Origin of the sequence: Polymorphum gilvum SL003B-26A1, assembly GCF_000192745.1 — a bacterium.
GTDB lineage: Bacteria > Pseudomonadota > Alphaproteobacteria > Rhizobiales > Stappiaceae > Polymorphum > Polymorphum gilvum.
Genome location: NC_015259.1, coordinates 4569392 through 4582929 on the forward strand (window position 1 = coordinate 4569392; position 13538 = coordinate 4582929).

General features: G+C 69.9%; 13 protein-coding genes. 2 read left to right on the forward strand and 11 right to left on the reverse strand.

Going from position 1 to position 13538, the window contains the following annotated elements; all coding sequences use genetic code 11:
• Positions 1 to 20: 20 nt before the first annotated feature.
• The 8 genes from SL003B_RS21475 to SL003B_RS21510 all read right to left on the reverse strand — a co-directional run bounded on the left by SL003B_RS21475 (position 21) and on the right by SL003B_RS21510 (position 8609).
• Positions 21 to 530: an MmcB family DNA repair protein gene (locus tag SL003B_RS21475; protein ID WP_013654972.1), complete on the reverse strand. Its 510-nt coding sequence runs from the start codon at positions 528 to 530 to the stop codon at positions 21 to 23.
• 216 nt (positions 531 to 746) lie between these two features.
• The gene (locus SL003B_RS21480; RefSeq protein WP_013654973.1) at positions 747 to 1814 is read right to left on the reverse strand and encodes an alpha/beta hydrolase; all 1068 of its coding nucleotides are present in this window, start codon (positions 1812 to 1814) and stop codon (positions 747 to 749) included.
• Positions 1815 to 1957: 143 nt separating this feature from the next.
• A complete protein-coding gene (locus SL003B_RS21485) occupies positions 1958 to 3742 on the reverse strand; it encodes a SulP family inorganic anion transporter (protein WP_013654974.1) in 1785 nt (594 codons plus the stop codon).
• A gap of 188 nt (positions 3743 to 3930) precedes the next feature.
• Positions 3931 to 4383: a protein tyrosine phosphatase family protein gene (locus SL003B_RS21490; RefSeq protein WP_013654975.1), complete on the reverse strand. Its 453-nt coding sequence runs from the start codon at positions 4381 to 4383 to the stop codon at positions 3931 to 3933.
• A gap of 123 nt (positions 4384 to 4506) precedes the next feature.
• Positions 4507 to 5400, reverse strand: coding sequence for an MBL fold metallo-hydrolase (locus SL003B_RS21495; protein WP_013654976.1), 894 nt, complete (start codon positions 5398 to 5400; stop codon positions 4507 to 4509).
• 79 nt (positions 5401 to 5479) lie between these two features.
• Positions 5480 to 5923, reverse strand: coding sequence for a YeeE/YedE family protein (locus SL003B_RS21500; protein WP_013654977.1), 444 nt, complete (start codon positions 5921 to 5923; stop codon positions 5480 to 5482).
• A gap of 6 nt (positions 5924 to 5929) precedes the next feature.
• Positions 5930 to 6361 carry a YeeE/YedE family protein gene (locus SL003B_RS21505; protein WP_013654978.1) on the reverse strand — a complete coding sequence of 144 codons (432 nt, stop codon included), beginning with the start codon at positions 6359 to 6361 and terminating at the stop codon, positions 5930 to 5932.
• 241 nt (positions 6362 to 6602) lie between these two features.
• The gene (locus SL003B_RS21510) at positions 6603 to 8609 is read right to left on the reverse strand and encodes a bifunctional DedA family/phosphatase PAP2 family protein (RefSeq protein WP_013654979.1); all 2007 of its coding nucleotides are present in this window, start codon (positions 8607 to 8609) and stop codon (positions 6603 to 6605) included.
• Between the two features lie 178 nt (positions 8610 to 8787).
• Here SL003B_RS21510 and pap point away from each other — a divergent pair, with 178 nt between their 5' ends.
• Positions 8788 to 10257 carry a polyphosphate:AMP phosphotransferase gene (pap, locus tag SL003B_RS21515; protein ID WP_013654980.1) on the forward strand — a complete coding sequence of 490 codons (1470 nt, stop codon included), beginning with the start codon at positions 8788 to 8790 and terminating at the stop codon, positions 10255 to 10257.
• 62 nt (positions 10258 to 10319) lie between these two features.
• Here pap and SL003B_RS21520 read toward each other — a convergent pair whose 3' ends face one another.
• Entirely contained in the window at positions 10320 to 11069 is a 750-nt protein-coding gene (locus SL003B_RS21520) for a TylF/MycF/NovP-related O-methyltransferase (RefSeq protein WP_148259360.1), read from the reverse strand.
• Positions 11070 to 11178: 109 nt separating this feature from the next.
• Between SL003B_RS21520 and rfbC the strand changes: the two genes are divergently transcribed.
• Positions 11179 to 11718 carry a dTDP-4-dehydrorhamnose 3,5-epimerase gene (gene rfbC / locus SL003B_RS21525; protein ID WP_013654982.1) on the forward strand — a complete coding sequence of 180 codons (540 nt, stop codon included), beginning with the start codon at positions 11179 to 11181 and terminating at the stop codon, positions 11716 to 11718.
• Positions 11719 to 11733: 15 nt separating this feature from the next.
• On the opposite strand, the gene SL003B_RS21530 is transcribed toward rfbC, so the two are convergent.
• Both SL003B_RS21530 and yegS read right to left on the reverse strand, forming a co-directional pair.
• Complete coding sequence (locus tag SL003B_RS21530) at positions 11734 to 12525, reverse strand: FkbM family methyltransferase (protein WP_083812145.1); 792 nt, start codon at positions 12523 to 12525, stop codon at positions 11734 to 11736.
• A gap of 52 nt (positions 12526 to 12577) precedes the next feature.
• Positions 12578 to 13537 (reverse strand): lipid kinase YegS, encoded by a 960-nt coding sequence (gene yegS, locus SL003B_RS21535; RefSeq protein ID WP_013654984.1) that lies wholly within the window; start codon positions 13535 to 13537, stop codon positions 12578 to 12580.
• Between the last annotated feature and the right edge of the window lies 1 nt (position 13538).

The window sequence follows — 13538 nt, forward strand, 5'->3', positions numbered from 1 at the left end:
CCTGCCAGTATCTTAGTCGCCTACAGCCCGTCGACGACGCGCCGGCCGTCCGGGTCGGCGAGGTCGTGCAGGCGCAGGGCGGCGTGGCGGGCGAAGCGCAGGGTGAGCGCCTTGCGGGTGGCGGCGGTCAGCCGGTGCTCGGGAGCATCGCGCAGGATTTCGGCGCCGAAGCCATCGGCGAGGATCAGGCCGGCGTCGTCCGGGAAGATCTCGGCGGGTACGCCGGGATGGGTGGCGAAATAGAGTCGGTCGCAGTGGAGACGGTAGTCCGGCCATTTGGAATCGGCGCGCAAATCGGCGACCGAGGACTTCACTTCGACGATGACGAGTTCGTGGCGGGGACCGAGGGCGAGCAGGTCGGCGCGCCGGCCGGAGGCCAGGACGACTTCGGAAAGACAAGCAAAATCAAGGCTTCTCAGCAGGCGCGCGGCGCCGCGCCAGACCTTCAGCGCGGTCTCAGACTGGCGTCCGTCCGTTAACGGGTCGTCGAGGGCGATGCGGTTGGCGGCGGGGCCGAGGGAGGCGTTCATTCCGCATTAGTTCCTCATTTGTTCGTCTTTTTCAAGATGTTCTCCGGCAAAAGTTGACAGACTCCTCGGCATTTTTGGCAATCCGGAAAGGTCTGTGGCAGGGCCGGACCCGTGTCCGGGACCTGTCCTGCTTCGTTCCCGCTTGCCTGCTGAAAGGCGCCGGAAAGATGCGGATTGCTGCCGGATGCCTGCGAACCGGAGACCGGCGGGGAAGCGTCACCCGGGAGCGGCGCCGAGCCGCGCCGCCAGGGCGTCGAACCGCGGGTCGGCGGGGAAGCGGGCGACGGCGTCGGCGAGGACGGCAGCGGCCTCCTCCTGCCGTCCAAGCTCGATCAGCCAGCCGGCCCGGCGCAGGGGCATCTCCTTGCGCCAGCGCTTGGGCAGGGTCGCCAGCACGGGGTCGGACGCGACCAGGCGCTCGGCCGCCTCGAGCGCCGCCACGGCGGCGGCGTAGTCGCCGCGGGCGGCCAGGGCCTCGGCGAGCAGGCGCAGCGGGCCGGGGTTGTCGGGCGCCGCGGCGGCGAGCGCCTCGACCGCGCCGGGATCGACGGCGCGGCCGTCGGCGAGCGCCTCGGCGAGCCGGGCGAAGGCGGCGAGAACGGCAGGGTCGGCGGCGGCGGCAAGGCCGCGCGCGACGATCTCGACGGCCGGATCGCGGCGGAAGGTGGTGATGATCTTGCGGACGACGTTGAGGCTGTAGAGGTGGTCGTGGCTGGCGTGACAGGAGCGCAAGAGATGGACTGCGAGGTTCGGCCTCGGCAGGCAGGCGAGCGCCGCGGCCGCGCCGGCAGCGTCGTCCGGATCGAGGATGCCGAAATAGAGATGCAGCGGATGGGCCGGGGCGGCGCGCGACAGGCGTGAAACCAGCGCGCCGTCGATTTCACGGGCGATGCCGTACCGGGCGCTCTGGCTGCCCGCCCGGCCAAGGACGAGTTCCGGCCCGAAGGCATGGACCGTGCCGTCGCCGCGCCGCAGGCCGGCGGCGAGCGCACCGTAGCCGCCCATCGAAGAGCCGTAATAGACCAGCCCGCTGGCCCCCGTGCCGGCGCGCGCCTCCTCGACGGCAGCATCGATCGCGGCGTCCTGGCCGAGATACCAGCGACTGCGACAATCGTTGAGAAACAGGCAGTTATGGCCGGTGTTGGCGAACAGGCGCTCGAGCCCGAACTTGCCCTCGGGCACGCGCACCTGGGAGAAGACGACGACCAGGAGCCGTCCGGGCCGGGTGGCGGCGAGCCGGACCGAGAGGCTGGAGGCGGAGGGGGACGACGGGTCGGCGGTCATGGCCGCAGACTGCGCCGTGGCGCCGCGGACCGCAAGCGGCACGACCAGAGACGGTCGAAACTTTCACGCGAAAACGGATCCAGCACATCCAAGGCGTGAAATTTGTGTGAAATTTCTGTGACAGCCCCGCCGATGCCGACCGATCAGATCTCCGGACCCGCCCAGACGTCGCTGTGCGCGCTCTTCTTGGGCGTACGCGCCTCCGAGACGTGGGCGGTATGGGGATCGAGCGCGCACAGCGCCTGATACTGGGTCAGGAACACGCGGCCCGACAGGTGATGCAGGAAGTCGGTCCGCTCCAGGCGGTCCATGACCGGGCCCTTGACCTCGGACAGATGGAACTTCACGCCCGAGTCCGACAGACGGCGGTTGATCTCTTCCAGGCTCTCGAAGGCGCTGGCGTCGATCTCGTTGACCGCCGGGCACATCAGAACGACATGCTCGATCTCCGGCCGCTCGGCAACGAGTTCGTAGATGCGGTCTTCCAGATAGCGGCTGTTGGCGAAATAGAGGCTCTCGTCGACGCGCACGGTCAGCACCTTCGAGCCGGTGACCACGACGTGCCGCTTGATGTTGCGGAAATGCTCGGTACCGGGGACGATGCCGACGACCGCCATGTGCGGGCGGCTGGTGCGGTAGAGATAGAGCGCGATGGACAGGACGACGCCGGTGACGACGCCGGTCTCGACGCCGAAGCCGAGGGTGACCAGGATGGTCGCGGCCATGGCGGCGAAGTCGCTGCGCGAATAGAGGAAGGTCCGCTTCAGCGCGCCGAGGTCGACCAGCGACAGGACGGCGACGATGATGGTGGCGGCGAGCGTCGCCTGCGGCAGGTTGGTCAGCAGCGGGGTCAGGAACAGGGTCGCCAGCGCGATGCCGACGGCGGTGTAGGCACCGGCGGCCGGCGTCTCGGCGCCGGCGTCAAAATTGACCACCGAACGGGCGAAGCCGCCGGTGACCGGATAGCCGCCGGACACCGCCGCAGCGATGTTGGAGGCACCGAGGCCGATCAGCTCCTGGTCGGGCACGATGCGCTGGCGCTTCTTGGCGGCCAGCGTCTGGGCGACCGACACGGATTCGACGAAGCCGATGACGGAGATCAGCAGCGCCGGGCCGGCGAGCTGGAGCCACAGGTCGGCGTCGAAGGGCGGCAGGGTCGGCGTCGGCAGGCCGGCGGGAATGTCGCCGACCAGGCGCACGCCCTTGTCGCCGAGCGAGAAGGCAGCGGCGACCAGCGTGGTCACGGCGACCGCGCCGACGGGACCGGCCTTGGCCAGGATGTCGGCCAGCCGCGGCCGGAGACCGCGGGCGACGAGGAACGGCTTCAGCCCCTTGCGGACCCAGAACAGGAAGGCGGTGGCGACGATGCCGATGGCCAGGGTGATCAGGTTCGTCTCGCCGAGATGGGACGCGACCGAGACGACGATCTCGTAGAGGTTGTGGCCGCCGCTCGGGATGCCGAAGATGTGCTTGAGCTGGCTCGCGGCGATGATGATGCCCGAGGCGGTGATGAAGCCTGAGATGACCGGGTGGCTGAGCAGGTTGGCCAGGAAGCCGAGGCGGAAGACGCCCATCAGCACCAGCATGAGCCCCGACAGGAAGGCGAGCGCGATCGCGGCGCCGAGGTATTCCGCCGTACCCTGGGCGGCAAGCTCGCCGACCGCCGAGGCGGTCATCAGCGAGACCACAGCCACCGGGCCGACCGCAAGCGCCCGGCTGGTGCCGAACAGGGCGTAGGCGACCAGCGGCAGGATCGAGGCGTAGAGGCCGATCTCCGGCGGCAGGCCGGCGAGCAGCGCATAGGCCAGCGACTGCGGGATCAGCATGATGGTGACGATGACCGCAGCGACCAGATCGTTGGTGGCCGTATCCCGGGTGTAGGACGCGCCCCAGGTCAGGATGGGCAGATAACGCTTGAAGAGGCTCATTCGAGTTCGGTCCGATCGGTTTCGGAGCCCTGCGGTCTACCGGAGCCGCCATCCCGTCCATGGCATGCGGCTCCGGTATCCCCTGGCCCTTTCCTCTTCAGGCCAAACAGGGAAACGGTCGCATTCCTCGTGCGGTCCTGCAAGTCCGAAACGCAGGATGGTAACCACAGCGTGTGCCGGCGGACGACTCAGGCGCCCTCGGCAGACAGCGTCGCGGCACGGGCGCAGGCCTCGAGCCGCGGCCTCAGGCCGTCGAGCGCGTAGCCGGCTTCCGCGGCGGCCGAAACAATTCCGGCGATGTCGCCGCCCCTGGCCGCCTCGGCAAGCGCCCACAGGCAGGTCGAGCGCGTGCCGGAGCGGCAATAGGCGAACACCGGCCCCTCGACGGTCGCCAGCGCCCGCCGGAACGCCTCGATGTCCTCGTCCGTGATCCGGCCGCTGACGACGGGGATGTAGAGATAGGCGAGGCCGAGGGCGCGCGCGGCCGCCTCCATCGCGTCGCTGCCGGGCTGGCCGGGCGCTTCGCCGTCGGGCCGGTTGTTGACGACGGTCCTGAAGCCCTGCGCCGCCACCGCGGCGAGGTCGGCGACCTCGATCTGTGGCGCGACCGACAGGGAAGACGAAATCTTGCGGATGTCCATCGGATCTCCTTGGGGCCTCTCCTGGAGGGGCTCGTTGGCGGGGCTCCCTGCGAGCCGCCCGAAAGCCGGTGCCACGGGACGCCGCCCGGCCGGGCCGGACGGCGTCAGGTCAGCTGCGGCCGGTCAGAGCGTGTTGACCGGCACCTTCAGGTAGGTCTTGCCGCTGTCGTCCTTGGGCGGCATCTTGCCGCCGCGCATGTTGACCTGGATCGAAGGGATGATCAGCTTGGGCATGTCGAGCGTAGCGTCGCGTTCGGTACGGAACTTGATGAACTCGTCGCGCGTCTTGCCGCCGCCGACGTGGATGTTGTGCGCCTTTTCCTCGCCGACCGAAGTCTCCCACTGGATGTCGCGGCCGTTCGGACCGTAGTCGTGGCACATGAACAGGCGCATGTCGTCGGGCAGGGCGAGCACCTTCTGGATCGAGTCGTAGAGGGTGCCGGCGTCGCCGCCGGGGAAGTCGGCACGGGCCGAACCGCCGTCCGGCATGAACAGCGTGTCGCCGACGAAGGCGGCATTGCCCATGACATGGGTCATGCAGGCCGGCGTGTGGCCGGGCGTGTAGATGGCGAAGCAGGTCATCCCGCCGACCGTGTAGGTGTCGCCGTCGGAGAACAGGCGGTCGAACTGGCTGCCGTCGCGCTGGAACTCGGTGCCCTCGTTGAAGATCTTGCCGAAGGTGTCCTGCACCACGGTGATCTTGTCGCCGATGCCGAGCTTGCCGCCGAGCTTGCCCTGGATGTAGGGGGCGGCGGACAGGTGGTCGGCATGGACGTGGGTCTCGATCAGCCATTCGACCGTCAGGCCGTGCTCGCGGACGAAGGCGATGATCCGGTCGGCCGAATCGTAGGTGATGCGGCCGGCTGCGTAGTCGATGTCCATGACGCTGTCGACGATCGCGCAGGCGCTCGAGGCCGGATCCTTGACCACGTAACTGATGGTGTTGGTCGGCGGATCGAAGAACGCGGTGACCTCGGGCTTGACGGTCATGTCAACCGGATAGGGGGTAGCGGACATTTCCAATCTCCTCGGTTTTCCGGGCGCAGTCGCCCGTTCGGGGACAAGGTTCGGCGGCATGGCCGCAGGGGGGCCGGCGTCAGGACGACGCCGCAAGGCGTTGCCGGGATCGCAGCATGTCCGCGACCCGCACGGCCAGGATTCCGGCGATCAGGGCGACGAAGAACACCGCCGGCTCGCTGCGGCCGAGGCCGAGCGCAGGCACCAGGCCGCCCGGGCAGAAGCCGGAAAGACCCCAGCCGATGCCGAAGATGCCGGCGCCGGACAGCAGGCGGACGTCGATGTCCTTGCGGGTCGGGATGGCGAAGCGGTTGGACAAAAGCGGGTGCGGCATGCGGAAGGCAAGCCGGTAGCCGATCGCGGTGACCACCAGGGCGCCGCCCATGACAAAGGCCAGACTGGGGTCCCACGTGCCGGCGAAATCGAAGAAATTCAGGACCTTGGCCGGGTTGGCCATGCCTGAAACCATGATCCCGGTGCCGAACACGAGGCCGATGACGAAAGCGGTGAGAATACGAGCCATGGCGGGTCAGCCTCCGACGACGTGACGGACGACGAAGACCGTGAGCGCGGTCGTCGCCATGAAGGTGAGGGTCGCGGCGATCGAGCGCCCCGACAGGCGCGACATGCCGCACACGCCGTGGCCGCTGGTGCAGCCGGACCCCAGGGTGACGCCGACGCCGACGATGAAGCCGCCGATGACAAGGGCGGCGGTCGACACCGGAACGCCGATCTGCGGCATCTCGCCGGTCACCAGCGCCATGGCGACGGGGGCGGCGATCAGGCCGAGAATGAAGGCCGCGCGCCAGCCCCAGTCGCGCTCGCGCATGGTCGGCAGCAGGCCGCCGAGGATGCCGGTGACCCCGGCGATGCGGCCATGGACGGCCATCAGGACCGCCGAGGCGAGCCCGATCAGAGCGCCGCCGGCGAGGGCGGCAATCGGCGTGAAATCGGTTTCCATGTCTTCCCCTCTCAGACAAAAGTCACACAGGATCCCGCGAACCGTCACCAATCCGGGTCGGTTCGCGCAACCGCCGCATGCCGCGACCACCGTGCGGCGATCGTTTTCGTCGCGCGGCGGTCCCAGATACGGACGCGGCGGCCGGGGTCCGTCCAGGGCCCGGTCGCCGGCTGAATTCCAAGTTCGCAATATATGAATTAAAAACGGCGCCGCAAGTCTTAGTTTCAATTTATTGAATATATCAGGCGGGCGGCGGTACGAGGACCACCGGACCGCCGTCCGGGCGCAACCGTTCGATCGCCCCGGGCATGAGCAGCGCCGGGTTGTCGTCGGGCGCCGGGGCTTCGCGGTCGGTCGCCGGGCCGGAGAACTCGCCCATCGGGTGCAGGATCTTCTCGTGCAGGACGCCGCCGACATAAAGCGGTATGCGCCGGCCGCCGGCGTCCAGCGCGACGCCGGCCGGCCACAGGCGCAAGATCCAGCGCCCGGCGTCGGGCGCATCCGGCGGGTCGTCGCGGATGAGAATCAGGGCCGGACGGCGGCCGTTCTGGGTGCGCGGCAGCACCGGCAGGTCCTCTGCTGCGGTCCTGCCTGCGACGAAGCCGGCGGCCGAGGCGATCGACCAGCGCGGCGGCCGGCGCCAGCCGTGCTCCGCCAGGACCTCGGCGAAGCGCGCCGGGAGGCCGGCATGCTGGATCACCAACGGCTCACGATCCTCGCCGCTGAGGCCGATGCGGCGCGCGGGAAGCTCGGCCCAGCGCCCGGCGAGCCAGGCGTCGGCGGCCAGCACCTCGTCGACCAGCACCGGCTCGTAGGAGGCGACGGCAGCGTCGAAGGCGCGGTGCACGTGCCAGCCGCCGGCGGCGGCGAGCACGGCGGCGACCAGCACGGCGAGCACGGTGCGGCCGACCTTCTCGTTGTGGATCGAGCCGAAGACGAAGCCGAAGGCGGACACCATGGCGACGCCGAACAGCAGGCCGGCGACGACGTCGCTCGCCCAGTGGGCACCGAGATAGACGCGCGAGAAGCCGAGCGCGAGCACGTAGGCGGCGGTGACGGTGAACAGCGCCGCCTTGGTCCACGGCGAGCGGTCGTGAGCGACGAGCACGGTCAGGATGCCGTAAAGCACGGCGTTGAGCGTGGCGTGGCCGCTGGGGAAGCTGTAGGCGTGGGCCCCGTCGTAGAGCTCGAGCGGGCGCAGGCGCAGCACGGTCAGCTTGAGCAGCGGCACGAACAGCGCGGCGCCGGTCATGGCGACCAGGAAGCCGAGCGCGCGGCGCCAGGCGCGGCGCAGGAACAGGTAGCCGGCCGCCGCCAGGGTGACGACGGTGACGACGACGCCGTCGCCGAGCATGGTGATGAACACCATGATATGGTCGCCAAGCGGCGTGCGCAGGGACTGGAACAGATTGCGGATGGCGACGTCGGCCTGCAGCATGGCCTCGCCCGGGGCGATCTCGGCGACCACCCAGAAGAACGCCGGCATGGTGACCAGCAGCAGCAGCGCGGAGACCAGCATGCCGGCCGAACGCGGGTGCTCGGGGTCGAAGGTGCGCGCGACCCAGCGCGACAGTCGGTCCGGCCGGCGCGCGCACCAGGCAACCAGCGCGACATGGGTGCCGGGGAACAGCGGCAGGACGATCAGGATCAGCCAGCGTCCGAGCATGACCGCGACGAAGACGATCACGCACAGGACGCCGAGCACCAGGGCGAGGCGGCCGCTGACCTCGCCGAGGGCGCTGAAGGCGGTGCCGGCGAGGAAGCCGGGGCCGAGATGGGCGATCGCCCAGGCCACTGCCGAAACGACGTTGATGATCGTGAAGCGGGTGGCGTTCATGCCGACCATGCCGGCGATGCCGGGCACGACCGCCTTCACGCCGGGCACGAAGCGGCCGATGAACACGCTCTTGCCGCCGTGGCGCAGGAAGAAGGCCTCGCCGCGCTCGACCAGGCTACGGTAGCGCGACAGCGGCCAGACGCTCTTCAGCCGGTCCTTGTAGACATGGCCGATCCAGTAGGAGACGGCGTCGCCGGCGATGGCGCCCAGCGTGGTCCACAGGAAGATCGGCCAGGCCTCGAGCTTACCGAGGCCGACCAGCGTGCCGGCGCCGACGAGGACCACCGTGCTCGGCACGAACAGGCCGACGATGAACAGCGCCTCGCCCATCGCGATCAGGAAGACGATGGCGCCGGCGAAGCCGGGATTGTCGCCGATGAAGGAGACCAGCTGGTTGAGAAGGTCGGTCAAGGTCGGCCCCTTGGCGCGGCGGCGTGGCGGGAACGGGTCGTGCTGCGGTCTGCATATAGGCAGGCACCGGTCGGCTCAACAAGGGGTTTCGCGCGGTCGCGAAAGACCTCCGCCGGCCTTGTGCGGCGACGCGTTTGGGCTGAGGATCGACAAGTCGACCCCAAGCTGCGCGAGCCCTATGTTCCAGTCCGCCACCCTGCCCCAGAAACTCGACAAGGCCACCTTCGCCGCGCTCGAGCCCGACCTGCGGCGCGACCTGCTGGCCGCCCAGCTGGAGATCATCGAGAAGAAGCCGGTGTCGACCATCGTGCTGGTCGCCGGTATCGACGGCGCCGGCAAGGGTGCTGCGATCGCCCGGCTCTACGAGTGGATGGACCCGCGCCATCTCCTGTGCAACGCCTACGGCGAACCGGGCGAAGAGGAGCGGCTACGGCCGCCGTTCTGGCGCTACTGGCGCGATCTGCCGGCCAAGGGCCAGACCGCGATCGTGTTCGGCAGCTGGTACCAGGCGCCGATGCGGGCGCGAATCGACGGCAGCCTGTCGGTGGACGGCTTCGAACGGCAGATGGCGGCCATCGTCCGCTTCGAGCAGATGCTCGCCAGCGAGGGCGTTCTGCTGCTGAAGTTCTGGTTCGCGCTGTCGCGCGAGACGCAGAAGAAGCGGCTGAAGGCGCTGAAGGCCAGGGGTGCCACCGCCCGCCACGTGCTCGACGAATGGACCGGGGTCAAGAACCACGACAAGGCCAGGGCGGTCGCCGAGCAGGTGGCGCTGCACACCAGCACCGCCTTCGCGCCCTGGGTTGTGCTGCCCTCGGAGGACGCGCAATACCGTGACGCGGCGCTGGCGCAGACGGTAACGGCGGCGATGCGCAAGGCGCTGGACGCGCCCGACGCGCCGCCTCCCGCCGCGCCGGCGGTGATCGGCGGCGTCAAGCGGATCAGCGCGGTCGACGCGATCGACCTGTCGCCGGCGCTGGCGGAGGACGCCTACGAGGCGGAGCTTACGCGCTGGCAGGGGCGGCTGGCGGCGCTCGTCGACCGCAAGGCGTTCAGGGACATCGCACTGGTCTGCGCCTTCCAGGGTAACGACGCGGCCGGCAAGGGCGGCACCATCCGCCGCGTCACGCGCGCGCTCGACCCGCGCTTCTACAAGGTACACCCGATTGCGGCGCCGAGCGACGAGGAACGCGCGCGGCCCTACCTGTGGCGGTTCTGGCGGCGCATGCCGCGCAAGGGCCACGTCGCGCTGTTCGACCGCTCCTGGTACGAGCGGGTGCTGGTCGAACGGGTCGAGGGCTTCGCGCGCGAGGCCGACTGGATGCGCGCCTACAACGAGATCAACGCCTTCGAGGCGGAGCTGACCGATTTCGGCATCGTGCTGTGCAAGTTCTGGCTGGCGGTGAGCGCCGACGAGCAACTGGCCCGCTTCAAGGCCCGCGAGGAGACCGACTACAAACGCCACAAGCTGACCGACGACGACTGGCGCAACCGGCTGAAGTGGGACCAGTACGCCGTCGCCGCCGGCGACATGGTCGACCGCACCTCGACCGCCTACGCGCCGTGGACGCTGGTGTCCTCGCAGGACAAGCGCCATGCCCGCATCGCCGTGCTGAAGGCGATCTGCAAGCGGCTGGAAAAGGCGCTTTGAGCCTGCGGACGCTGCGGTGCGTCCCTCACCCCGGCTGCGGTGCCGAGCGTCGGCGCCCGGGCTCAGGCCGGCGGCTTGAGGATCAGGCCCTGGCCGGTCGGCAGCGACAGGATCGGCACGCCGCGCCCGGCGGCGAAGCCGTCCCACATCCGCCGCTGGTCGTCGAAGCCGGTCCAGCCGTAGTCGTCGAGCAGCACCACCCCGCCCGGCGTGATCCGGTCCCACAGGGTGCGGATCACCGCCTCTTCCGGTGCGGCCGAATTGAGGTCCATCGACAGGTAGGCGATCTTCCCGATCGGCTGGCCCTCGAGCGACTGGGGCAGCGTGCCGCGCACCAGCGTCACGTTCGGGAACGGCGCGAAGTTGCGCGCCGCGAGCTCGTAGACGCCGCGATAGATCCAGCCGGCCTGGTCGGAGCGCTGCTTCTCCTGGTCCGTCAGCGCGCCTTCCGCCAGCCCGTCCCAGGTGTCGAACAGCCAGAACCGCTTGGGCACGCGGGCGAAGTCGAGGCTGTGCGCGATGGTCAGCGACAGCAGGCCGAGATAGACCCCGCATTCGACGAAATCGCCCTCGAGCGCCAGGCCGTGGCGCGCCGCCCAGACGGCGGTATGCGCGCGCCAGCGGATATCGGGCACCTTGCCGCCCCAGCCCTCGCGGTTGAGCTCGACCGCCGTGTCGAAGGCTTTGCGGAACCCCGGCTCCTCGATGGCGGCCAGAGACTTGCCGCGCAGGCCGAGGCCGTCGGCATAATAGTCCAGCCGACGCCGACGCTGCCGGTCCTTGCGAAACAGCTTCAGAAAACCCAATGCCATCGTTTCAACCTGTACCCTCGCCGAGCGGAATTGACTACACAGGGGCAGCCAGCGGGTCTTGCCGGATTTGCGCCGCGCCCGCAACCATCATCGCAGCGACGGAACCGCCATGGACTTCCTGAAAACCGAACTCGACCCGGTCGTCGAGATCCGCCTCTCGCCCCGCCGCGACGACCGCGGCGCCTTCACGCGCCTTTTCTGCGCCGAGGAGTTCCGCGCGGCGGGCCTCGCCTTCGCGCTTGCCCAGAGCAACCTGTCGGAAAGCCGGCACCGCCACACCCTGCGCGGCATGCATTTCCAGTACCGCGAGGCGGCGGAGACCAAGATCGTCTTCCCGATCACCGGGCGCATCTTCGACGTCGCGCTCGACCTGCGCGCCGGCAGCCCGAGCTTCGGCCGCTGGGTCGGCCGGGAACTGTCGGCCGACCGGCGCAACGCGCTGGTGATTCCCAAGGGCTTCGCCCATGGCTTCCTGACGCTCGAACCAGACACCCACGTCATGTACCTGGTCGACGCGCCCTACAACGGCGCCACGGAAGGCGGCGTGCGCTGGGACGACCCGCAGTTCGCCATCGACTGGCCGCACGAACCGGCGGTGATTTCCGACCGCGACCGCGCCCATCCGGACTTTTCCGGCAGCGCGCTCTGAACCCGCCGCCGGCGATCAGGCCTTGTCGGGTCGCTCGAAGGCCCAGATGTTGCCGATCGAGCACATGTGCAGGTGGTCGAGCCCGGCCTCCAGGAATGCGCGCATGATGGTCGAGGCGGCCGCGTCGTCGACGACGTCGCCATGGACCTGGATCATCACCGCGCGCACGCCGGACAGGTCGATCAGCGGCACGATGTCGGTCTCCGTGCCCTCGACGTCGATCAGCAGCACGCTCGGGCGCACCTCGGCCATGACGGTGCGGATGTCGTCGCAGGGCACGGCGATCCGCGCCATGCCGGTCTCGCCGCGTGTCGTGCTGGTGCTCGACGAGATCGCGTCGTCGGCGACGAAGAAGTCGATGGTGCCGTCGGCCTTGCCGATCGCGCGCGCCCGAACGTCGGCGGTAACGCCGTTGAGGGCGAGGTTGCGGCGGATCAGCTCGGCGTTGCGCGGCACCGCCTCGAAGGAGATCACCGCGTCGCCGCCGCAGCGGCTCGCCGCCAGCACTGTGACCAGCCCGAGCCCGGCGCCAAGCTCCAGCACCCGGTCGCCGGGGCGCATCAGAGCGTCGGCGACGACGAACTTGCTCATCTCGTAGACGCCCCGGTAGACCTGCGAGCGCACGCGGGCGTTCATCACCGCGTCGTCGACCGCAAGCCGGAACCCGGCGATCGGCACCTGCCGCTGCCGCGTCAGCTTGCGCCACGCCTCGACGAGCGGCGAGGCCCGGAAGCGCTTCGCCTTCAGCCTCAGCATCTTCGCCGCCACGGCCGGTCCCGGCGCCGCGCTCCTCGTGTCTGTATCCATGCGATCCCCGATCCAGCGGGCGGCGGGCAGGCCGTCCCGTCGGAGCCGATGCTTACCCGCCGCGCGCGTCCTTCGCAACCGGCGCCTGCCCGCGTCCGGACGCGTCGGGGCGGACCAGGCGGATGCGGCCGGGCAGCACGCGGATGTCCAGCCGCTCCGCGTGAAGCGGCTCGCCGTCCAGGTTGACCTGGATCGGCCGCTCCGTCTCGATCTCGATCCTTGCGGCCCGGCGCATGACCAGATGCGCGCGCAGCGCCTCCGCACCGGTCTCCAGGAAGCCTTGAACCAGCTGGCCGACGTCGCCGCGCTCCGGTTCCGGCACCACGATCAGGTCCAGAAGGCCGTCGTCGAGCTCGGCATCCGGGCTCAGCGGCACGCCGCCGCCGGCGCGCCGGCCATTGCCGACGGCAAGCGCCACGAAGCGGCCCCGCCAGCCGTCTTCTCCGTCGACGCGGATGTGCGCCGCAACCGCCTCGATCGCGCCGACCTTGTTGAGCCCGGTCAGCAGGTAGGCGGCGCCACCGATCAGACGCTTCAGCGTCGGATCGGTTTCGGTCGTCACCTCCGCGCCGAAGCCGCCGCTGACGACGTTGACGAACACCTGGCCGTTGACCGTGCCGACATCGGTCGGCCGCGCCTGTCCCGTCGCCGCCAGCGTCAGGCAGGCGGTCGGATCCTCGACCGGCAGGCCGAGGCCATGGGCGAAGTCGTTGGCGGTGCCGAGCGGCAGCAGGGCGAAGGCGAAGGGCGGGCGATCCTCTCCGGCCACCTCCAGCACGGACGATACGACCTCGTTCAGTGTGCCGTCGCCGCCGCCGGCGACGAGCACGTCGATCGCCTCGTCGTCGGCCAGCGCCTCGCGGGCGAGCCGCTGCGTGTCGCCCTCCTCCCAGGTCACCCGCACCGACACGGCGTGGCCGAGGCCGCGCACCGCCTCGACTGCCGCGCGCACCTCGTCGCGGGCCGCCGCCTTGCCGTGCAGGATCAGGCGCAGGCGCCTCGTTTCGCTCATC